This is a genomic window from Neorhizobium puerariae, assembly GCF_042429745.1.
GTDB lineage: Bacteria > Pseudomonadota > Alphaproteobacteria > Rhizobiales > Rhizobiaceae > Neorhizobium > Neorhizobium puerariae.
This window is the reverse complement of the sequence record NZ_JBHMAA010000008.1, coordinates 119,897-140,940: the sequence shown is the minus strand read 5'-3', so window position 1 is coordinate 140,940 and position 21,044 is coordinate 119,897. Positions and strand designations below refer to the sequence as shown.

General features: G+C 63.9%; 12 protein-coding genes. 4 read left to right on the top strand and 8 right to left on the bottom strand.

The window, feature by feature from the left end:
* Window positions 1–69 precede the first annotated feature (69 nt).
* On the bottom strand, window positions 70–1,920 hold the full coding sequence (locus ACFFP0_RS05980; RefSeq protein WP_377257620.1) for a methyl-accepting chemotaxis protein: 1,851 nt from the start codon (window positions 1,918–1,920) through the stop codon (window positions 70–72).
* A 350-nt stretch (window positions 1,921–2,270) separates the two neighbouring features.
* On the opposite strand from ACFFP0_RS05980, the gene ACFFP0_RS05975 reads away from it, so the two are divergent.
* Together ACFFP0_RS05975 and ACFFP0_RS05970 are read left to right on the top strand one after the other, a co-directional pair.
* The gene (locus ACFFP0_RS05975; RefSeq protein WP_377257618.1) at window positions 2,271–3,176 is read left to right on the top strand and encodes a DMT family transporter; all 906 of its coding nucleotides are present in this window, start codon (window positions 2,271–2,273) and stop codon (window positions 3,174–3,176) included.
* Window positions 3,173–3,766 carry a TetR/AcrR family transcriptional regulator gene (locus ACFFP0_RS05970; RefSeq protein ID WP_377257616.1) on the top strand — a complete coding sequence of 198 codons (594 nt, stop codon included), beginning with the start codon at window positions 3,173–3,175 and terminating at the stop codon, window positions 3,764–3,766. The genes ACFFP0_RS05975 and ACFFP0_RS05970 overlap by 4 nt, the downstream gene beginning before the upstream one ends.
* A 63-nt stretch (window positions 3,767–3,829) precedes the next feature.
* On the opposite strand, the gene ACFFP0_RS05965 is transcribed toward ACFFP0_RS05970, so the two are convergent.
* Window positions 3,830–4,906, bottom strand: coding sequence for a D-alanine--D-alanine ligase family protein (locus tag ACFFP0_RS05965; protein WP_377257614.1), 1,077 nt, complete (start codon window positions 4,904–4,906; stop codon window positions 3,830–3,832).
* A 232-nt stretch (window positions 4,907–5,138) separates the two neighbouring features.
* On the opposite strand from ACFFP0_RS05965, the gene pdxR reads away from it, so the two are divergent.
* Window positions 5,139–6,650, top strand: a complete 1,512-nt coding sequence (gene pdxR / locus ACFFP0_RS05960) for a MocR-like pyridoxine biosynthesis transcription factor PdxR (protein WP_377257612.1) — start codon at window positions 5,139–5,141, stop codon at window positions 6,648–6,650.
* Window positions 6,651–6,676: 26 nt separating this feature from the next.
* On the opposite strand, the gene ACFFP0_RS05955 is transcribed toward pdxR, so the two are convergent.
* The 4 genes from ACFFP0_RS05955 to ACFFP0_RS05940 all read right to left on the bottom strand — a co-directional run bounded on the left by ACFFP0_RS05955 (window position 6,677) and on the right by ACFFP0_RS05940 (window position 13,750).
* Entirely contained in the window at window positions 6,677–7,327 is a 651-nt protein-coding gene (locus ACFFP0_RS05955) for a glutathione S-transferase family protein (protein ID WP_377257610.1), read from the bottom strand.
* Window positions 7,328–7,477: 150 nt separating this feature from the next.
* Entirely contained in the window at window positions 7,478–10,606 is a 3,129-nt protein-coding gene (locus tag ACFFP0_RS05950) for an efflux RND transporter permease subunit (RefSeq protein WP_377257608.1), read from the bottom strand.
* A 4-nt stretch (window positions 10,607–10,610) separates the two neighbouring features.
* A complete protein-coding gene (locus ACFFP0_RS05945) occupies window positions 10,611–11,711 on the bottom strand; it encodes an efflux RND transporter periplasmic adaptor subunit (RefSeq protein ID WP_377257606.1) in 1,101 nt (366 codons plus the stop codon).
* 386 nt (window positions 11,712–12,097) lie between these two features.
* Window positions 12,098–13,750: a B12-binding domain-containing radical SAM protein gene (locus ACFFP0_RS05940; protein ID WP_377257604.1), complete on the bottom strand. Its 1,653-nt coding sequence runs from the start codon at window positions 13,748–13,750 to the stop codon at window positions 12,098–12,100.
* A 601-nt stretch (window positions 13,751–14,351) separates the two neighbouring features.
* Here ACFFP0_RS05940 and ACFFP0_RS05935 point away from each other — a divergent pair.
* Entirely contained in the window at window positions 14,352–15,416 is a 1,065-nt protein-coding gene (locus ACFFP0_RS05935; protein ID WP_377257602.1) for a glycosyltransferase family 2 protein, read from the top strand.
* A 97-nt stretch (window positions 15,417–15,513) separates the two neighbouring features.
* Here the strand turns inward: ACFFP0_RS05935 and glgB are convergent, their stop codons facing one another.
* Together glgB and treS are read right to left on the bottom strand one after the other, a co-directional pair.
* Window positions 15,514–17,742: a 1,4-alpha-glucan branching protein GlgB gene (gene glgB, locus ACFFP0_RS05930; RefSeq protein WP_377257600.1), complete on the bottom strand. Its 2,229-nt coding sequence runs from the start codon at window positions 17,740–17,742 to the stop codon at window positions 15,514–15,516.
* A complete protein-coding gene (treS, locus tag ACFFP0_RS05925; RefSeq protein WP_377258721.1) occupies window positions 17,739–21,041 on the bottom strand; it encodes a maltose alpha-D-glucosyltransferase in 3,303 nt (1,100 codons plus the stop codon). Before treS ends, glgB begins: the two co-directional genes overlap by 4 nt.
* Window positions 21,042–21,044: the final 3 nt, after the last annotated feature.

Genomic DNA, 21,044 nt, shown 5'->3' with positions numbered 1-21,044 from the left:
CGGCTGCAACCGGCGGAATCGAAAACGTCCGGCATGCTGATCCATGCCGGACGTCGTCGTCATGTCGGTTCACGCGACCCTTTGGTCGAAGTATCCGGCGGATACCGTCATTGCCTGATGGGGATGGGCGGCGGCGCCGATCTTGAACTGGCCGAGCAGTTTCGTGAGCGCGGCTGCTTCTCGCGCGAGGCCGTGGCTGGCGGCGGTGGATTGTTCGACCATCGCGGCATTCTGCTGGGTTCCCTGATCCATGGTGTTCACCGCGGTATTGATCTCCTGCAGGCCGATCGACTGTTCGCGCGCGGCCTCGACGATCGCGGCGACATGGCGGTTGATCTCCTGCACCTGCCCGACGATCTCCTCCAGCGCGGTGCCGGTCTCGCCGACGAACTGGACGCCGGTCCGCACCTGGCTGCTGGACGCGATGATCAGCGTCTTGATCTCCTTGGCCGCCTGGGCCGAGCGCTGGGCCAGTTCGCGGACCTCCTGGGCGACGACGGCAAAACCCTTGCCGGCCTCGCCGGCGCGGGCCGCTTCCACGCCGGCGTTCAACGCGAGGAGATTCGTCTGGAATGCGATGTCATCGATGACGCCGATGATATTGCCGATTTCGTCCGAGGATTTTTCGATCTCCCGCATGGCGGTAACGGCATTGCGAACGACGGTGCCGGACTTTTCCGCTCCTTCGCGAGTGCGTGCGACAAGCAAACCTGCTTCTTCCGCTCGACGGGTCGCATCTTTGACCGTTGTCGTGATCTCCTCCAACGCGGCGGCCGTTTCTTCGACGGAGGCGGCCTGCTGTTCGGTCCGCCTCGACAGATCGTCGGCAGCCGCCCTGATCTCGTTTGCTCCGGCGTCGATGGCCCGGGCATTGTCTCCGACAGCCCTCAGGGCCTCCTGCAGCTTTTCCAAAGAGGTGTTGAAGTTGGTGCGCAGATCGTCCAGCGCCGGAACGAAGGGCGTTGCGATGCGATGGCCGACATCTCCGTCCGCCAGGGATTGCAGACCGGTCGCAAGCGCATCGACGGCAAATTGCGTCTCCGCGGCATCGCGTGCCTTCTGCTTTTCGCGCTCCAGTCTTTCACGCTCCGACAGGCTCCGGTTTTCCTCGGTCTCGCGTTCGAGGCGAATGCGCTCGATGGCGTTGTCCCGGAAGACCGACACGGCGACCGCCATGCTGCCAAGCTCGTCCTTCCGGTCGAGACCGGCGACGTCCTCCTCCGTATTGCCGTCGGCGAGCGTAAGCATCCGCATGCGAAGCCTTTCGATCGGGCCGGTGATCTCCCGTCGCGTCACCACGATGGACAGCACGATGCCAAGGGCGAAGACGATGCCGAGGCCGATGAGCGACTGGGCGATCGTTGCGTCGGTCTGGGCCGCGAGCGCATCGCTTTTCTTGTCGATCGCCTCGCTATAGCCGTTGATCCAGGTGCGCAGGCCAGAGAGCGTTGCGGCGATCAGCTCGTCGGCTTTGACGAGCTGGGCTTTCGCCTCGTCGTTGCGGTTCTGCATGCCCGCCGCAACGGCCTGGTCCGTTATGGCGACGATCGCTCTCGCCTGCTCCTCGAACCGGTTGATGTTGCCCGCCTCGGCAGGAAGCTGCTGGCGAGCCCCGCTCATGAGTTCGAACAATCTCGTCTTGCTCGCGCTATAATCCTCGGTCGCACGCTTCATCCCTTCGGTCTGGGGATCGTACAGGAAAATCTGATAGGCGTCGTAGGCGAGCGAGACGAGCCGCTGGCTGGCGATCGCCATGTCGATCTCGGATGCTCCGTCCGCGGCGATGAATTTCGAATAGGCGGCATCGGCTGCCTTGTAGCTGTTCGATACATATACAACGCCGCCGATCCCGATCAGACAGATGGGGATCAGGAGGGACAGTATCTTGGTGCGGATCTTCAGATGCTTCATCAGCGACATCGGGATGTCCTTTGGGAAAATGGTTAGGTCATCCATGCCTGTTCTGCGAACCTGATTACCCTCAAGCAGCTAACCTTGGCGGAAGGACCGTTACTATATTTTCGAAAACAATTTAATTCCATGTTAAGCTTATTCTGAGTTGTCCGGAGTCGTGGGCGGCTCGCAGAAAGGTAGTGGCTCGGCGAGCGTGGGCCGATGGCGTGCGCCACCGCGAAGGAAAACGATCGTTCGACTGATCCCGATGCGTGGTCCGTTGACCGCTTGATCTTGATCATGCGCCTGAATAGTACTAAGTCGTATCAATTAAGTACGATTCAGTATCAATTTCGGTTCGAAATCAAGAGAGATCCATGTCGCTTCCACCCAAGACTGCTGCCGCGGCCGCCACGATTTTGTGGGGGTTCACCTACATCATCACGACGACGATGCTTCCCCACAACCCGATGTTCATCGCTGCCGTCAGGGCGATCGGCGGCGGCTTGCCGCTGCTTCTGATCGCGCGGGACATCCCCCCGCGCGCCTGGTGGGGTAAGCTGATCGTGCTCGGGACCTTGAACAACGGGCTCTTCTTCGGTCTCCTGTTCGTCGCGGCGATCCGGTTGCCGGGCGGTGTGGCGGCGACCTTCCAGGCGCTTGGCCCGCTGTTCATGGTGCTGCTCGCCCGTCCCCTGCTGGGGGCCATTCCCTCGCGAGGCAAGCTCCTGGCCGTCGCGGCCGGGGCGGTCGGGGTTTCCATGGTGGTTTTGAAGGGGGGCGCCGCCCTCGATATCATCGGCGTTCTGGCGGCGTTCGGCGCGGCTCTGTCCGTCGCCCTCGGCGGTACCCTCCTGCATAAATGGGGCCGCCCGTCCTCGATTGTCAGCCTGACGGCCTGGCAGATGATCTTCGCGGGGATCGAGCTTGCCGCCGTGGCGCTCGTCGTCAACGACCTGCCGGAGACGCTTGGCGGCTTGAACGTCGTCGGCCTGATCGTGATGGCTCTCCTGATCACCGCATTGCCGTTCGTCCTGTGGTTCACGGGCATTCAGGGCGCCGGACCGGCGGCGGTCGCTCCCCTGTTGCTGCTGACCCCGATTACGGCCTTCATTCTCGATGCCTTCGTGCGCGGTGTCGTGCCCGCGCCGATCCAGGGGATCGGTGTCGCCGTGGTTATCGGGTCGCTCTTGTATGGCCAGCACGTTGATCGTAAGGCTTTTCGCGTTGCGCACCATCACGCGCCGTCGCCGCAGCAGGAGCGGGAACGCAAGCATCGATGACCGAACGCCATACGCTGACGTCCAGAGGCGCCGCCCGCCATCAGGTGCTGATCGAAGCGGCAGCCGAGCTTTTCCTGACGAAGGGTTTCGCAGCGGTAACGGTTGATGAGGTCGTTGCCGCCGCCGGAGGGTCGAAGACGAATGTCTATCGTCAGTTTGGCGGCAAGGAGGGCCTGTTCGCCGAAGTGGTGGAACAGCTCAGCACCGAATTCCTGTCCCCCCTGTCACAGCTCGATCTTGGGAGCACGGATCGCGCCACCGGCCTGGAAATCCTCGGCCGAACGCTGTTGCGGCAGCTTTTGCAGCCCAGGCATATCGCCTTTCAAAGGATGGTCCTCGCAACCTCGGACCAGTTTCCCGATCTGATGGCCAAATGGTATCAGGTCGGCCCACGCAGAAGCCAGGCGATCATCGCCCGTTTCCTGGGAGACCCGGAAAAGACGAAACGCCTTGCTATCTTCTTCCACGACATGATCGTGACCGACGCCGTCAACAGCGCCCTGATGGGGCATTCGCCGGCATGGCAGGATGTCGAATCCCGCATCGCCGATGCCGCCGGCCTGCTTTTGAGCGGGTTGGAGCGGGATTGAGGCCAGGCCACGATGCCTGGCGGTCGAAGGCAGGGAGCGAAAGCAGGCAGGCGGGCGTCGATGTCAGTCGCCTCTTGCCGCTCTCGCCAGGCCGTGTTCCACCAGCCGGTCGATGGTTTCCGAATAGCTGATGCCGCTTGCGGCCATGGCCTTGGAATACATGCTGATGTCGGTGAAGCCCGGAATGGTGTTTACCTCGTTGACGACGAAACGCATGTCGTCCATCAGGAAGAAATCGACGCGTGCCATGCCATCGCAGCCGAGTGCGCGAAAGGCGCGGGCCGCCATCCCGCGAATCCCGGCTTCGACCTCCGCGGGAAGCTCCGCCGGCACCTTCAGCGCGGCCCCGTTCTCGTCGATGTATTTGGCGTTATAGCTGTAGAAGCCGTGGCTTTCGGCCGGCGCGATCTCGCCGGGGCGGGAGACGAAGAGGCCGCCGCCCGTATCTTCCAGCACGCTGCACTCGATCTCGCGCCCGGCAACGAACTCTTCGGCGAGCAGCTTGCGGTCATGCCGGAACGCCTCGGCGAGCGCCGGCGCGAATTCCTGGCTGCCTGAGACCTTTCCGACCCCGACAGACGAGCCCTGCCGCGCGGGCTTGATGAAAAGCGGCAGTCCGAGCTGGGTTTCGAGCGTATCCAGGGCCGGTGGCGCATCCTGGTGGATCGTCACCGAGCGGGCGACCGGCAGTCCGGCCGCCTTCAGAAGCTGCTTGGCGATATCCTTGTCGAGCGCGGCTGCCGAGCCGAGAATGCCGCAGCCGGCCAACGGCACGCGTGCCACTTCGCAGAGGCCCTGAACCGTGCCGTCCTCCCCGTGCAGGCCATGCAGGACCGGAAAGAGGATATCGATCCTGCTGCCCTCGGCGGCCTTTCCATCAGGCCCGATCGTCAGCACCCGGCCCCGCCCTCCCGGCACGAGACAGATTTCGACACCTGCCGCGGGCCTGTCGAGCTCGCCGTCGCTGAAATTGCTGACGAGCCAACGCCCTTCACGGGTGACGAAGATAGGCAGCGCGTCATATTTCTGCGGGTCGAGCGCCCGCATCACGTTGGTGGCCGACATCACGGAAACGTCGTGCTCGCTGGAGCGGCCGCCGAAGAGTACGGCGATGCGCAGCCTTTTCGGGGATGGGGTCATGAAAGTCTCCTGAAGGAAAGCCGGTGAAAAGTCAGAAGCCGACCGCGATGCCGCGATTGGCAAAGAAGCGGTCAAAGGTGGCGAGCGGCAACGGCAAAGTTTCCGCTTGAAAGTGGATCATCATAAATGCATTATCCTGTAATATGAAAGAGCCACTTGGCCCGTGGCGCGTGAGCCACTTGGAACGGTCGCCCGGGATGAACCACCTGAATGAGCCTTCGGGGAGCAGCGCATGACGCCGAAGGGGAGGCGCGAAGGACTGTCCTCGGCTTTTCGGCCCTCGATCGATCCATCGTCCGCGGCGCCTCTGCCGAGGCAGCTCTATCTCTCGCTTCGGAACGCGATTGCCGAAGGACGGCTCCCGGCCGGGCAACGGCTGCCATCGACGCGCCTGGCGTCCGTGGAATGGAAAATCTCGCGCGGCGTCATAACGGAAGCCTACGAGATCCTGATCGCGGAAGGTTTCGCCGTGGCCCGCCATGGGTCCGGCACCTATGTCGCATCCTCCATTCCCGATGACGCGGCGCGCATCGACCGACCCGGCGCGGAAGGCGCGTATCCGGTCCGCCGCGGCGTGTCGGACGCCGCAACGGCGATCCTCACTCGCGGACCGAGCCTCGAGCCGCAGACGGCCTTGCCATTCGTCACCGGGCGCATCGCCCATGACGAGCGGACCGCGCGGCTGCTGAACCGCATCGCGGTCCGCCACATGAACTATGCTTTCGAAGGTTATGGAGACATCCAGGGCGAAAAGGCATTGCGGGCCGCGATCAGCGCGCACCTTGCGGTTTCGCGCGGCGTCCGCTGCACGGCCGAACAGGTCTTCATCACGGCCGGCACGCAACAGGCGCTCGACCTTGCCTTTCGTGTCCTGATGACGCCGGGAGACATGGCCGTCGTCGAAGACCCCTGTTATCCACCTGCCAGACAGTGCCTGGCGCTGAATGGCATCAACGTCGTCGGCCTTCCGGTCGACCGGGACGGGATCGACATGGAGAAGCTGACGGCTGGCGCGATCCGGCCTCCCAAGGCCTTCTACGTGACGCCCTCCAACCAGTATCCCGTCGGTTCGGTCCTTTCCCTGCCGCGAAGGCTGGGACTGCTCGCCTATGCGAAGGAAAACAGCTGCTGGATCGTGGAGGATGATTACGACAGCGAATTCCGATACCAGGGGCATCCGATCGCCTCCCTTCACGGCCTCGACAAGGCCGACCGGGTTCTCTACACGGGCACTTTCAGCAAGGCCCTGCTGCCGAGCCTCAGGATCGGTTATCTCGTGGTCCCGACCGATCTGGTCACCGCGTTCAGGGCCGTGCGTCCGGCGGTCGACCGCTGCCCGCCGACCTTCCAGCAGCGCGTCATCGCGGATTTCCTGGAAGAGGGCTATTTTCCCGCGCATCTGCGCCGCCTGAGGGAGCGTCTTCGCCTGTCGCGGGACCTGCTGGCAAGCTTGCTGACCCAGCGCATGGCCGAGCACCTGGAGGTGCTGCTGCCGGATCAGGGGATCAACCTCACCGTCAGAAGCACCGGCACCTGGCGCGACGACACCGCCGTTTCCTCCGCGGCTCTGGAGAGGGGCGTCGTCGTCATGCCGCTTTCCCGGATGAACGTGATCTCCACCGATACGTCGAGACTGCTGCTCGGCTTTTCAGCGCTCTCGGAACAGGAGGCGGATATCGGGACACGGCTTCTTGCCGAGGTTTTCAGCCGCACGGCCTCGTTCGAGACCCTGCAGCCTGGATGAGCGCAACCGGCCCCGGCAGGCCTTCGTCAGCCGGTCGAAGCGGCGGTGAAAGCCGCCAGTTGAGCGTCGAAAGCACGCCGGTATGCGGGCCGCCCTTCTCCGCGGGCGACATAGGCGGAGAGGTTCGGATACTCCTCCAGAATGCCCGAGCCGTGCAGCCTGCGCAGCACCGTAACCATCAGCAGGTCGCCGGCGCTGAACGCGCCATCGAGCCAGTCGGCATCGCCCAGGCGGCTGGAAAGGCCGTCCAGCCGTTTCCGGATGCTGCTTTCGAGGACACGCAGGCGCTGCTCGTACCAGGGCTCGTCGCGCTCGAGGATCTTGCTGAGCGTGCGCTCGAAGATCGGCGGCTCCACCGTGTCGAGTGCCGCGAACATCCATGTGATCGCGCGCGCCCGGGCGTTCGCATCGGCCGGCAGCAGGCCCGCATGGCGCTCCGCGATATGGAACACGATCGCTCCCGACTCGAACAGGGCGAGATCGCCTTCTTCATAGGTCGGGATCTGCCCGAAAGGATGAAGCGCGAGATGCGCGGGTTCCTTCATCGCCTTGAACGAAAGGAAGCGAACGTCGTAAGGCTGGCCCACTTCCTCGAGCGCCCAGCGAACGCGCATGTCGCGCGCCAGACCCCTGCCGCCATCGGGCGACCGTTCAAAAGCGGTAATGGTGATGGTCATTGCTGTTCTCCCTGGCTTGTCCGTCTTGAAGACGGCCGGTGGGCCGAGGTTCCGACATTCCCCGCTCAAGATAATCCTCGCCGCCGGTTCGGGTAGAGCATCAGGGGATGCATCCCCGCCACGGGCATCTGGCTTTCGGCCCGATGCCCGTCACTGGCCGGAGGTCGGCGCGGCTTCTGCTGGGGGATGGGCAAGCCAGCGTTTGACGCGGCACGCTACGGCGTCGAGATAGGTGAGCACGACCGGCACGAAGACCAGCGTGAGCACGGTCGAGGATATCAGGCCGCCGATGACCGCATGAGCCATCGGGGCGCGCTGCTCGCCGCCTTCTCCCAGCCCGAGCGCCATCGGCAGCATGCCGAAGATCATCGCCAGCGTCGTCATGACGATCGGCCTCAGCCGGACTGCTCCGGCATCGGCCAGGCTCTGGCGAAGGTCCTTGCCTTCCCTCCGTCTCAGGTTCGAATAGTCCACGAGAAGGATCGCGTTCTTGGTGACAAGCCCCATCAGCATGATGAACCCGATCATCGAGAACATGTTGAGCGTCGATCCGGTGAACAGGAGGCCGAGCAGAACGCCGATCAGGGAGAGCGGCAAGGTCATCATGATCGCAATCGGCTGGATGAAGGAGCCGAACTGCGAGGCCAGGATGATGTAGATGAAGATGACCGCCAGCACCAGCGACTGAAGCGCATAACCGGTGCTCTCCGCAAGGTTCTCGGCATCTCCGCCGAAGGAGATGCGATAGCCGACCGGGATGTCCATCCTGGCGATCGCGGCATTCAGATCCGTCGTTACGTCGCCCAGGGCCCTGCCTTCGATATTGCTCGATATGCGCACCTCGCGGGACAGGTCCTTGCGGGTGATCGCATCGGGCGCCGTGCTCTCGACGACGTCGGCGACCTGGTCCAGCAGGACGGTTATCGGCTTGCCGTCTTCGTCCGTGCGGCCGGTCGAGATGGTGAGATTGCGAAGCTGTGCGGCATCGCGCCGGCCGGTCGCCGGCAGGCGCACCGTGACGTCGTAGGACTCGCCGTCGGGTGCGTTCCAGACGGAGATCGCGTCGCCTGCGACAAGAGGCCGGAGCGTGTCGCCGATCGTCGCGATCGACACGCCCAGGTCGCTTGCCGCCTCGCGGCGCACCCTGACCGCCAAGGTGGGGCGGACATTCTCGATCGACGACTCGATTTCCGTCGCGCCCGGGATGGCGGCGAGCGCCGAGGTGATCTGATCGGAAATCCGCCGCAGTTCCTCGTCGCCGTCCCCCAGGATCGAGAGCTGCAGCGGCTTTGACGATCCCCCCACTCCCGACGACTGGCCGACGGAAATCTCAAGGCCCGCGATCCGCGAGAGCCGCTGGCGGATGGGCTCGATGGTTTCCGACGTGGTCAGCGTCCGGTCGATGCTGGGCACGAGCTGCACGGCCACCATGGCCTGGTTGAACCCGCGGGCGCCGCCGGAATTGATCGTGGAATACATCGAGGCGACATAGTCGAATTCCCGCAGCGCCCGTTCGACCTGGCCGACCTTGGCGGCCATGTAGTCGAGGGAGGCGCCCTGGTTGGCTTCGAGCGAAATGCTCACTTCCCCCTGGTCGGCGGGCGGCAGGAACTCGGCTCCGATGCGCGGCACGAGCAGCAGGCTGGCCACGAACATGACGACGACAATGGCGATCGTCGTTTTCCGGTGGTCGAATGTCCAGTGAATGACGGAGCGATACCGGCCCGCAAGCCCCTCGAACCACCGGTCGAACCGCTCGACCAGCCGGCCGAGAACGCCTCGCCTGGCACCCCTTTGGGATTGAGGATCGTACCAGACGCTCGAAAGCATCGGATCAAGCGTGAAGGACACGAAAAGCGAGATCATCACGGCCACGGTGACCGTGACGCCGAACTGCAGGAAGAAGCGGCCGATCAGCCCGCCCATGAAGGCGACGGGCAGGAACACGGCGACGATGCACAGCGTGGTCGCCAGCACCGCAAGGCCGATCTCGTTGGTGCCATCGAGCGCCGCCCGGACATGGTCCTTGCCCATCTGCAGATGGCGGGTGATGTTCTCGCGCACGACGATCGCGTCATCGATGAGAATGCCGATCGACAGCGACAGGGCCATGAGCGTCATGGTGTTCAGCGTGAACCCCAGAGCGTAGACGACGGCGAATGTGCCGATGACGGAAATGGGGAGTGTCAGCCCGGTGATGACCGTGGACCGCCACGAGTTCAGGAACACGAACACGATCAGCACGGTCAGGACGCCGCCTTCGATCAGGGTGCGCTGCACCTCGGAAACCTGCGCGGCGATGGGGCGGGAATTGTCGCGCGTGATGGTGAGCTGGACGTTCTCTTTCTTGAGCTCGGCGTTCAGCACGGAAATCTCGTTGCGGAGCGCGGACGCCACCGCGACCGTGTTCGCGCCCTGCACCTTGACGATGTCCAGCCCAAGGGACGTGACGCCCTGATAGGTCGCGCGGCTGGTCACTTCCGCGCCCGTGTCGAGGACGGTCGCCACATCCGAAAGGTAGACGGGATAGCCGCCGCTTTGCGCCACGATGATGCTGTTGAAGCCAGCGGCATCCGCTATGCGCCCCTCGACCGTCACGATCCGCTGATTGATGCCGGATATGAGCGTTCCCGCGGCGCGATCCTGGTTTTCGCGGCGGATCGCGTCCATGACGGAAACGACGCTCACGCCATATGCTTCCAGACGATCGGGGTCCACGACCACGAGGACCTGTCGTTCGCTGCCGCCGACGAGTGAAATCTGGCCGACGCCCGAAATGACGTTCAGGCGGTTGGTGATGACACGGTTGGCAAGCGTGGTGATCTCGGACAGCGTCCGGCTGGACGAGGATGCGGCAACCGAAAGGATCGGCTCGTCGTCCGGATTGAAACGCGTGACCTGCGGGGTATCCACGCCGTCGGGGAACGTCGCCTCAAGCCGTGCGACCCTGTCGCGCACCTCCTGCGCCGCGACCTGCGAATCCACGTCGAGTTCGAACTGGACGACGACGATCGAGCGCCCTTCGTAGGATTCCGAGGTTATCGTGTCGATGCCGCCGATGGTGTTCAGCGACGATTCGATCGGCCGCGAGACCTCGCTCTCGACCGATGCCGGCGATGCTCCGGTGTAGGTGGTCGCGACCACCACGATCGGCAGGTCGGTTTCCGGAAACAGGTCCACGCCGAGGCGGCTGTACGAAAACAGGCCGAGAACAAGGATCGTCACCATCATCATGGTGGCGAAGACGGGGTGCTTGACGCTGATGCGGGTGAGGAACATAGGGTCAGATGTCCTCTATGGTGACGGGCGTACCTGCGACGAGATCGGGCAGGGGGGCCGTGACGATCACATCGCCCTCGTCTATGCCCGACACTTCCACGAGATTCCGGTCGGTCCAGCTCGTGCCGAGCGCCACGGATTGCCTGCGCAAGACGCCGCCTTCCACCTTGAGGACGAACGAACCCTCCGCATCGTGCCGAATGGAGGCCGCCGGAAGGGCAATGACGCCCTTCTGGTCGTCGACCTTGAGAATTCCGGTCGTGAACATGCCGCCGCGCAGCAGGCCTTCGTCATTGTTGATGGCGACGAACACGCGCACGGCACGAGATCCGGCGACCGCCGTGGGTGAAATCCGGACGACCTCGCCGGTAAACGTGCGGCCCGGAAAGCCTTCCACGCTCAGCTCCACGAGCTGTTTGAGCCGGACGAGGGGGATGCGGCTCGTGGGGACACCCGCGTCGACCTCCATCCGGCTGAGATCCACGATGGTCATGAGCTCGGTGTTCAGCGGCACCGTCTGCCCCTGTTCCACGGGGCGGGCGGCGACGACGCCATCGAACTCGGCCCGCAGTTCCGCATAGGCGAGCGAGCGTTCCGCATCGGCGACCTCGGCCTGTTTCGACCTCAATTGTGCGCGCAGGTTGAGCACGTTCGCCTGGGCTTCGAGCCGCGTCGCCTCCGACGCGGCGCCCCGTTCACCCAATGTCGTGTTTCTTTCGAGCACCGCTTCGGCGAGCACGATCTGGGCGTTGAGGGCGTCGATCTCCGCCTTTCGGGCCGTCACGGCCGATGCGAGCGCCTCCGTGTCGAAGCGGACGAGAAGATCACCGGTCCTGACGACATCGCCGATCTGCACGGGCAGTTCGAGGATCGTCGAGGACACCCTTGACGTGAGCGTCGAGCGGCGGATGGGCGTCAGGGAACCGGCAATGCGGACCTCGTTGGCGACATCCTGGCGAACGGCCTTGCTCACATCGGCCTGGGCCAGCTCGACCGGGCTCTGCTTATCCTGCGCGATCGCCGTTCCCGTCGAAGCAAGGATCGCGATTGCCATCGCCATGGCAACCGCGAGTATCGCGAAGGTCGGCCGAGCAGTCGTCGTCATCTGTATCTCATCCAAGGCTGAGTTCTGAATGGAGGGGTTAGCCGTATGCGAAATCAATCTGATCCTGTGGTGCCGTGGCCGCGTTTCGTTGCCCGTCGACAACCGCCATGGCAGTAAATGCCAAGATATATGGCGCTTCGTGACATTATTGTGGTGACGTTGCACAAATCGATCATGGGTTGAGGAAATCGGCCTTCGGGCCCGACCGGCTCTGGAGTTATCGTCGCCACGCCCAAAGCGGCCGATCCCGGAGCGGGGGGATCTGGCCAGCGCATTACCACGGAAGGTTCCGGGCGATTCGCTTGAGCGACGGATTTTATGTCGTGATGCCGACTTGTGAAAACCGGCGTCGACCGCCGAGGCTCTGATCCGCCGCACTCGATGTGTTACCGGAGCCTTGTTTCGACCTCGTATTCCTGCACCGATGGTGCCCCGGAGCGCTCGCCCCGCCTGTCGCCCTTCACGTTCCCGGGCACGGTCCGGGACGGTTCGGGACGCTTCTCGATCGCGCCGATCTGCGAGGATATCTCGCGGCCGATATACTGGCTGAAGGGGCCGAGATGGGCATAGAGCAGCGCCATCTTGAACATATGCGGAAGCGCCGCCGGATTGGAACACAGGCCTTTGGCGATCATCAGGGCCATCTGTCCGGCAAATCTCGGGCGCTTCAGGGTGCCCGCGACGGTGAAGTGGAGAAACCGCCGGGCATCCACCCAGGTCCGGCCCCAGTTGAAGCCTCCCTTGACATGCCTCACGCGCAGCTTCCTGCCCACGCGGGAAACCCGGCCGAAAAAAGCCTGCGGCGTATAGATGGAGGAAACGACGCCATGGTAGTCGCGCAGGATATCGATGCGCGGACGTTTCGTCGCGAAATTGAGCCCGGACACGCATTGGTCGGCGCTCCCGTCGTCCATGTCGACGCCATGGTCCAGATATAGCCGGCCTTCCTTCTGCAGCCGGGTCGTAAGCTGCGTGTTGGGCAGGGCATAGAGCAGGCCGACCATGCTGACGGGGATTGACGCATCCTCGATCAGCGCGGCCATTCTTTTGCCGGCACCCGGTGTCTCGTCGTCGAATCCCAGAATGAAGCCGGCGATCACGACGATGCCGGCGGCATATATCTTGTCGATGCTGGCGACGATGTCGCGCCGCGTGTTCTGCTTCTTCTGGGTCGCCCTGAGGACCTCCTCGTCGGGGCTTTCGATGCCGACGAACACCGTGAAGAAGCCCGCCTCCGCCAGAAGGTCGAGCAGGGCCTTGTCGTCGGCAAGGTTGAGCGAGGCCTCCGTCGAGAATTCGAACGGATAGTGCCGCGCCTTCTGCCATTCGATCAGCGCGGGCAGGAATGCCTTCACGGCCTTCTTGTTGCCGATCAGGTTGTCGTCCACGAAGTCGACATGGCCGCGGTAGCCGAGGCTGTAGAGCGTATCGAGTTCGGCAAGGATCTGCGCGGTCGACTTGGTGCGTGGAACACGCCCGTAAAGTTCGATGATGTCGCAGAATTCGCAGGTGAACGGACAGCCCCGGGAAAACTGGATGCCGATGAAGGTGTAGTTCGAAAACGTGAGGAGATCGAAGCGCGGAACCGGCGTCCGCGTGACGTCCGCCTGGAATTTCGGCGCGGAGAAGTCGCCCTTCTTTTCCCCCGCCCTCCAGGCCTCCGCGAAGGCATCGATGACGTCCTCCGCCTCCCCGAGGACGCGGAAGTCGGCGTTTGCATAGAGCTCCGGACTCGAGGTCGCATCCGGGCCACCGACGGCGACCGGCTTGCCGGCCGAGTGCGCCAGCTCGATGATATGAAGGACATCGACCTGCTGGGGCAGCATGCCGCCCGTCAGCACCAGGTCGGCCCAGTCCATGTCGCGATCGGAGAGTTCCTCGACATTGCGGTCGATGAGCCGCAGCTCCCAATCCCGCGGCAACATGGCCGCGACGGTGATCAGGCCGAGGGGTGGCGCCGGATAACGCGCGCCGACAAGCTCGCAGGCTTCGCGGAAATTCCAGAAGGAGGCGCCGGTAAACCTCGGATATACAAGCAAGACTTTCGCCTGTCGCCGCATTCTCTCGTCTCCCGGAAAGGAAATGATGGTAGGCACGTCGATCAGTCACCGCTGGCGTGACACTATGCATCTTAAAGGCCGGTGGGCAAGCGCGGACTTTCCCCCGAAGCGCGGCCAGCGACCGCAAAGCCGGACGCGGAGCCGTCGGAAGATCATCCCGGCGCCGGGTTGGAGCCGCACCATGCTATTGATATTCCAGTGCAATCTCTGGAAGGGAGCCGGTTTCTTCCGCTTCGGCGGTTCCATCGGGCTCTTCAGGGACGATGGCAAGTTTCCGCGCCGAAATCGTTCGTGTTTGCGCAAGGAATGTCGTCCCGGCCCGGCATCTGCGGGTTGATTCCCTGGTTTCCGTGGCCGCGCGCGGTGTGCGGGCCTGAGTGGCAGGTCATCCAAAAGCCATAAAGCCGAAGAGGCTCGTGGCGTTACAGGTGGATCAGGCATGATCCCCGTCATCCGTTGACCGGCATATCCGTGAGGGCAGTTTCCTGCCGTGAAGGGCGGCTGCGTCGGTAACGGGCTATCCACAGGACCTGAATGAGAAGGTTCGCCGCGACCAAAGCAGACTGCGAGGTTCAATGCGATGCATTCCATCCAAGACCACGTTCCGGTTTCCATTGTTATTGCAAACTACAATTACGGGCGTTTTCTCAGGCGCAGCATCGATAGCGCGCTGGAGCAGAGTTACGACAATGCGGAGGTCATTGTCGTCGACGATGCATCGACGGACGATACGGTCGATGTCATTGCCTCCTACGGGCCGCGGATCAAGGCATGCCTGCGGGAGGTGAATGGCGGGCACGCCGCGGCGTTCAACACCGGCTTTGCGTCGAGCCACGGCAGGATCGTGCTGTTTCTCGACGCCGACGACTATCTTTATCCGAATGCGGTCTCCGACATCATCGATGCCTGGGAGGACAATACCGCCCAGTTGCAGTTCAGATTGCATGTCGTCGACGAGCAACTGCATGTGAAGGACGTATTTCCGCCTCCGGAATTGCCGTTCGATTCCGGCGACGTCACGCCGAAGCTTTTGGAAAAGGGCCGCTACCAGACCACCGTCACGAGCGGTCTGGCCTTCGGCCGTTCGGCCCTGGACAAGGTCATGCCGGTTCCCGAGACGCGTTTCCGGCAGGGCGCCGATGGATATCTGGCCACCGTCGCGCCTCTCCATGGAGACGTGACGTCGATCGACGACTGCCTTGGCGCCTACCGCATGCATGGCGCCAACCATTCCGTTTTTGCCGAAAAGCTCGGCCAGCGCGCGCGCTGGCGGGTGCAGCACGACTTCCACCGGCTGGAGGCCCTGGCGGAACAGGCCGCCGGGATCGGTCTGGAAGTGCCGCCGGATGTCGGCCTCCATGATCCCGTCCATCTGGAAGAGCGCCTGGCATCGCTTTGCATGGACAGGCGCCAGCATCCCGTCGCTGGCGATTCCAGGCTTGGCCTGGCGGCCGCCGGGGCTTTCGCCAGCCTGAGAATGAACGGATCTCGCCGCCGCCGTGCGATGCTGGCAGCCTGGTTTGTCTCCGTCGGCGTCCTTCCCCGCCGCATGGCGAGAACCGTCCTGTCATGGAAGCTCGTCGCCTCGTCGAGGCCCGATTTCCTGTTGCGCCTTTCCAAGACGATCCGGCACGCCATGGGATAGGTCGCCTTTGCCGGACGCCGCTTCGCTCGACCCGGAGATGGCCGGAACGGAGCGGGCCTACCGCGTGAACGGACCGGCAAGACATGAAATCTTTTCCTCAGGCTGCGCCGTCCCGGGACGACCGCTGTTTCTTGAGAAACACCGTGGCGAGCGGCGGCAACTGAAGCGGGAGGGAATGTTCCATCCCATGCGCCGGCCGGCGCTCCGTCCAGGCTTCGGTCTGGCCGAGATTGGAGCCGCCGTAGATTTCCGCATCGGTGTTGAGCACCACGTCCCAGCGGCCTTCTGCCGGTACGCCGATCCGGTAGCCGTGCCTCGGCACGGGTGTCATGTTCGAGATGACGAGGATGGATGACGACCCGTCTGCGGACGTGCGCAGCAGGCCGTAGACGGAGTTTTCCGCATCATCGGCCACTGCCCACGCAAAGCCCTCCGGATGCAGATCGCCGTGTCGCAGCGCCGGCTCGCGGGCATAGAGGGTGTTGAGGTCGCGGATGAGCCTTTGCACCCCGGCGTGATCCGGCCGGTCGAGCAGGTCCCAGCGGACGGAACCGTCATGGCTCCATTCGGCGTCCTGGGCGATCTCGCCCCCCATGAACAGCAGTTTCTTGCCCGGATGGCCCCACATGAAGCCGTAATAGGCGCGCAGATTGGCGAGCTTCTGCCAATGGTCGCCCGGCATCTTGGCCACCAGCGAGCCTTTCCCGTGCACGACCTCGTCATGGGAAAGCGGCAGTATGAAGCGTTCCGAATAGGCGTAGAGCATCCCGAAGGTCATGCCGCCATGATGATGTTTGCGGTAGACCGGATCGTCGGACATGTAATGCAGCGTGTCGTGCATCCAGCCCATGTTCCACTTGAAATCGAAGCCGAGGCCGCCGTCTTCCGGCTTTTTCGTGACGCCCGGCCAGGCGGTCGATTCTTCCGCCACGGTGAGGGCATGCGGGCAGCGCTCGCGGATGATGCTGTTGAGATGCCTGAAGAATTCCACGGCCTCGAGGTTCTCCCGGCCGCCGTGCCGGTTGGGAATCCATTCACCCTCGTTGCGGCTGTAGTCGCGGTAGAGCATGGAGGCGACCGCATCGACGCGCAGGCCGTCCACATGGAAGTGTTCCAGCCATTCCAGAGCGGAGGCGATGAGGAAACCCTTCACCTCGTTCCGGCCCAGATTGTAGATGAGCGTGTTCCAGTCCCTGTGGAAACCCTCGCGCGGGTCGGCGTGCTCGTAGAGAGCGGTGCCGTCGAAGCGGGCCAGTCCCCAGACATCGGTCGGGAAATGCGCCGGCACCCAGTCGAGGATGACGCCGATGCCGGCCTGGTGGCAGCGGTCGACGAAATAGGCGAAATCCTCCGGCGTGCCGTGGCGGCCGGTCGGAGAGAACAGCCCGAGCGGCTGGTAGCCCCAGGAGCCGCCGAAGGGATATTCCATGATCGGCAGCATCTCGATATGCGTGAAGCCGAGGTTTTGGGCATAGGGGATAAGCCGCTGGCTGAGCTCGACCCAATCGAGCGGCCGGTTGCCCTCGTCCGATATCCGCACCCAGGAGCCGAGATGGACTTCATAGACGGAGATCGCGTCCTCTTCGCCGCGATTTTCCCGCCTGGAGCGCATCCAGCTTTCGTCATTCCAGCGGAACGGTCTTGACGAGGCGACGATCGAGGCTGTCGAGGGCGCCGCCTCGCTGGCCCGGGCAACCGGATCGGCCTTCTGGGGCAGGAGATTGCCATCGGCGTCGAGCAGCTCGAACTTGTAACGCTCTCCGTGGGTGAGGCGCGGGATGAACAGTTCCCAGACGCCGGCCTGGGGCCGCAGCCGCATCGGATGGCGGCGGCCGTCCCAGGAATTGAAGTCGCCGACCACCGAGACGCGCCGCGCATTCGGCGCCCACACGGAAAAACGCACGCCTTCGACGCCTTCTGTTTCCATCGGAATGGCTCCGAGCGTGCGGCCGAGATCGTAATGCGTGCCTTGAGCGATCAGGTGCAGGTCGAGATCGCCAAGCAGCGTGCCGAAGGAATAGGGGTCTTCCGTCTCCTGCACCGCGTCGGGCCATTCGATGCGGAAGAGGTAGGGCGAGGTCGAACCCGTGCCGCCGGCGAAGATTCCGCCCTCATGGATGGTTTCCAGCTCCGCCAGAACCCGGCCGGTATCCGCTTCGATGACCGAGACGGCGAGCGCGCCGGGAAGCAGCGCGCGGACGATGGTGAGGTCGCCGTATTGGTGGCGGCCGAGGATCGCGAAGGGATCGCCATGCCGACCTTCGGCGAGGGCCTGGAGGCCTTCGCGAACCGTGCCGATCATCAGGTCTGTGCGCTCGTATCTCATGAGGTTGCCTCCAGCAGTCGTGATGCGATGGCCGAGAAGCCGGCAAGCGGCAGCGGCAGCCAGTGCGGCCGGCTTCGCACCTCGTAGGCGATCTCGTAGGCGGCCTTTTCGAGCAGGAAGAGGTCGAGGAGGCCGTCCCGCGCCTCGTAGGAAATCCTCAGGGCGTCGGAAGCCTCGGCGGCATCGAAATAGGCCTGCAGGAAAGCCGGCTCGGCCATGTCCATGAAGCGGCTTACCAGCGCGGCATGGCGGCTGTCGTCCACTTCGCTCACCACTTCCCGGTCAAGGTCGGCGGAGGCGGCGAGGTAGCTGAGCGACCGCAGCAGACCGGCGACATCGCGCAGCGGATTGGTCTTGGCGCGGCGCCTGGCCAGGTCCTTGGTCGGCTCGCCTTCGAAGTCGATGATGAAAGCGTCGCTTTCGGCAACCAGGATCTGGCCGAGATGGAAGTCGCCGTGGTTGCGCGTCATCATCGTGCCCTTGACGGTTCCCGCCAGGCGCGCGGCGATGTCGATAAGCTCCGTATGCCGGTCGAGCAGCGCCTTCGCCTCTTGCGCGGCGGCGCTTTCCAGATGTTCCGCACTTCCTTCGAGAAGCGACAGGCTATGGGAAATCTGGCGGGTCACGGCCTCACGCCAGCGTTCCGCATCGGCCCTGGTGGCCCAGACGGGCCGGAAGGCTTCATCCTCGGTCGGCTGCGCCAGCGCCACATGCAGCTCGCCGAGCCGTTTCCCGATCGTCGCGACGAAATCCACGAGCGGCTTGAAATGCTCGTCGGCCATCTCGCCGTCCAGGCCGGTCACGACGACGTCGTCGATCGAACGGCGCAGGTTGGAGAGCATCCAGTTCCAGGCATCGCCCTGGTTGCGGATCGCACCCTGCACGATGATCAGCGTATAACGGTCGCCGTCCGGCGCGATGCGGGCGACCTCGCCGAGGAGCTGGGCGGTGTTTTGGTAGCCGGCGTTCGTCAGGTGGCGGGTCATCTCCACTTCCGGATGGATGCCCGGAAAGACGTGGCGGATGAGCTTCACCATCGCCATGTCGCCGAGTATCAGGGAACTGTTCGATTGCTCGGCGGACAGCCAGTGGACCTGCATGTCCTCGCTGACCTTGAGGCAGTCGAGCTTGTCGGTGCCGAGGAATTCCAGCGTCCCGGCGCGGCCGGAGATCACCGACCGCTCGCATAGTCCGCGAATGACGCCGCGCGCCAATCCTTCCATCGCGAAGCCGTCCGTCAGGAAGCCCACGCGGCGGCCCTGACGGACGCGGGCGAGCGCCAGTTGCTGGGCGAGCGCGCCCGGCTGGCCGTCGTCCCAGGCGACGGCCAGGGGCAGGAGATAAGTGTCCCTGTGTCCGCTCAGGTCCACCTCAAGCTCGCCGAGCAGGATATTGCTGGCGAAGGCCATCGGCGTGGCGGCGGCAAGCGTGGCGTGGTTCAGCACCTCGCCCTTGGCGCCGAACCATCGGCGCTTGCCGAGATAGGACGGCAGGACTTCCTTCGAAAGCACGTTGGCGTGGCGCGGCTCGTCCACCAGTTCCTGCAGGTCGCGGCGCACCACCATGGTGACCATATCCTGCATCTGCTCCGGCGGCTCGGTGCGCCAGACGGGGCCATCGGCCTCCTGGGCGAGCTGGAACCAGAAGAAGCCGTAGGGCTGCAGCGTGAGCAGATAGGTAAGCTGGCCGACCGGCGGGAAGGGCGACATGCCGGACAGCTCGATCGGAACGCGGCCGGCATATTGCGCGAGATCGAGCTCCACCGCCTGCGGCAGGCGCGAGAGGTTTGCGACGCAGAGGATCGTCTCGCCGTCGTATTCGCGCAGATAGGCGAGAATCTTGCGGTTGCCGGGGGCAAGGAAGCGCAGGCTGCCGCGGCCGAAGGCCGGATGCTTGTTGCGCAACGCCAGCATCCGGCGCGTCCAGTTGAGCAGCGAATGGGCGTCGGCGCCCTGCGCCTCCACGTTCAGTGCCTCGTAGCCGTAAAGCGGGTCCATGATCGGCGGCAGGACGAGCCGGGCGGGATCGGCCTTGGAGAAGCCGCCGTTGCGGTCCGGCGACCATTGCATGGGCGTGCGCACGCCGTCGCGGTCGCCGAGATAGATGTTGTCGCCCATGCCGATCTCGTCGCCGTAATAAAGGACGGGCGTGCCGGGCATCGAGAGCAGCAGGCCGTTCATCAGCTCGACGCGACGCCGGTCCCGCTCCATCAGCGGGGAGAGGCGCCGGCGGATGCCGAGGTTGATGCGAGCGCGGCGGTCGGCGGCATAGATGTTCCAGAGGTAGTCGCGTTCCTCGTCGGTCACCATTTCGAGCGTCAGCTCGTCGTGGTTGCGCAGGAAGATCGCCCATTGGCAGTTTTCCGGAATTTCCGGCGTCTGCCGCATGATGTCGGTGATCGGGAAGCGGTCTTCCTTGGCGATCGCCATGTACATGCGCGGCATCAGCGGGAAATGGAACGCCATGTTGCATTCGTCGCCATCGCCGAAATACTCGCGCGTGTCCTCCGGCCACTGGTTGGCCTCGGCGAGCAGCATCTTTCCGGGATGGGTGGCATCGAGCGCGGCGCGGATCTTCTTCAGGACCTCGTGCGTCTCGGGGAGGTTCTCGTTGATCGTGCCTTCCCGCTCGACGAGATAGGGAATGGCATCGAGCCGGAAGCCGTCGATGCCGGTCTCCAGCCAGAAGCGCATGATGCCGAGCAACTCCTCCAGGACCAGCGGATTGTCGAAGTTCAGGTCCGGCTGGTGGGAATAGAAGCGGTGCCAGTAATAGGCGCCGGCCACCGGGTCCCAGGTCCAGTTGGACTTTTCGGTATCGAGGAAGATGATCCGGGTTTCGGGGAATTTATGGTCGGTGTCGGACCAGACGTAGAAATCGCGCTCGGCCGAGCCGGCCGGCGCGTGGCGGGCGCGCTGGAACCAGGGATGCTGGTCGGAGGTGTGGTTGATGACAAGTTCGATGACGACGCGGAGCCCTTTTTCGTGTGCGGCCTCGACGAACGACCTGAACTCGTCGACCGTGCCGTAGTCCGGGCTGACATTGGTGTAGTCGGCGATATCGTAGCCGTCGTCGCGGCGCGGCGAGGGGAAGAAGGGCAGGAGCCAGATCGTGTTGGCGCCGAGCGAGGCGATATGGTCGAGTTTCTCGTGCAGGCCCTGGAAATCGCCGATGCCATCGCCATTCGCATCGAAGAAGGACTTGATGTGAAGCTGGTAGATGACCGCGTCCTTGTACCAGAGCGGATCGTCGCTGAACGGCCGGGTCTGGCCCTGCGTCTGGCTGCGGCTGCTCGTCATGTC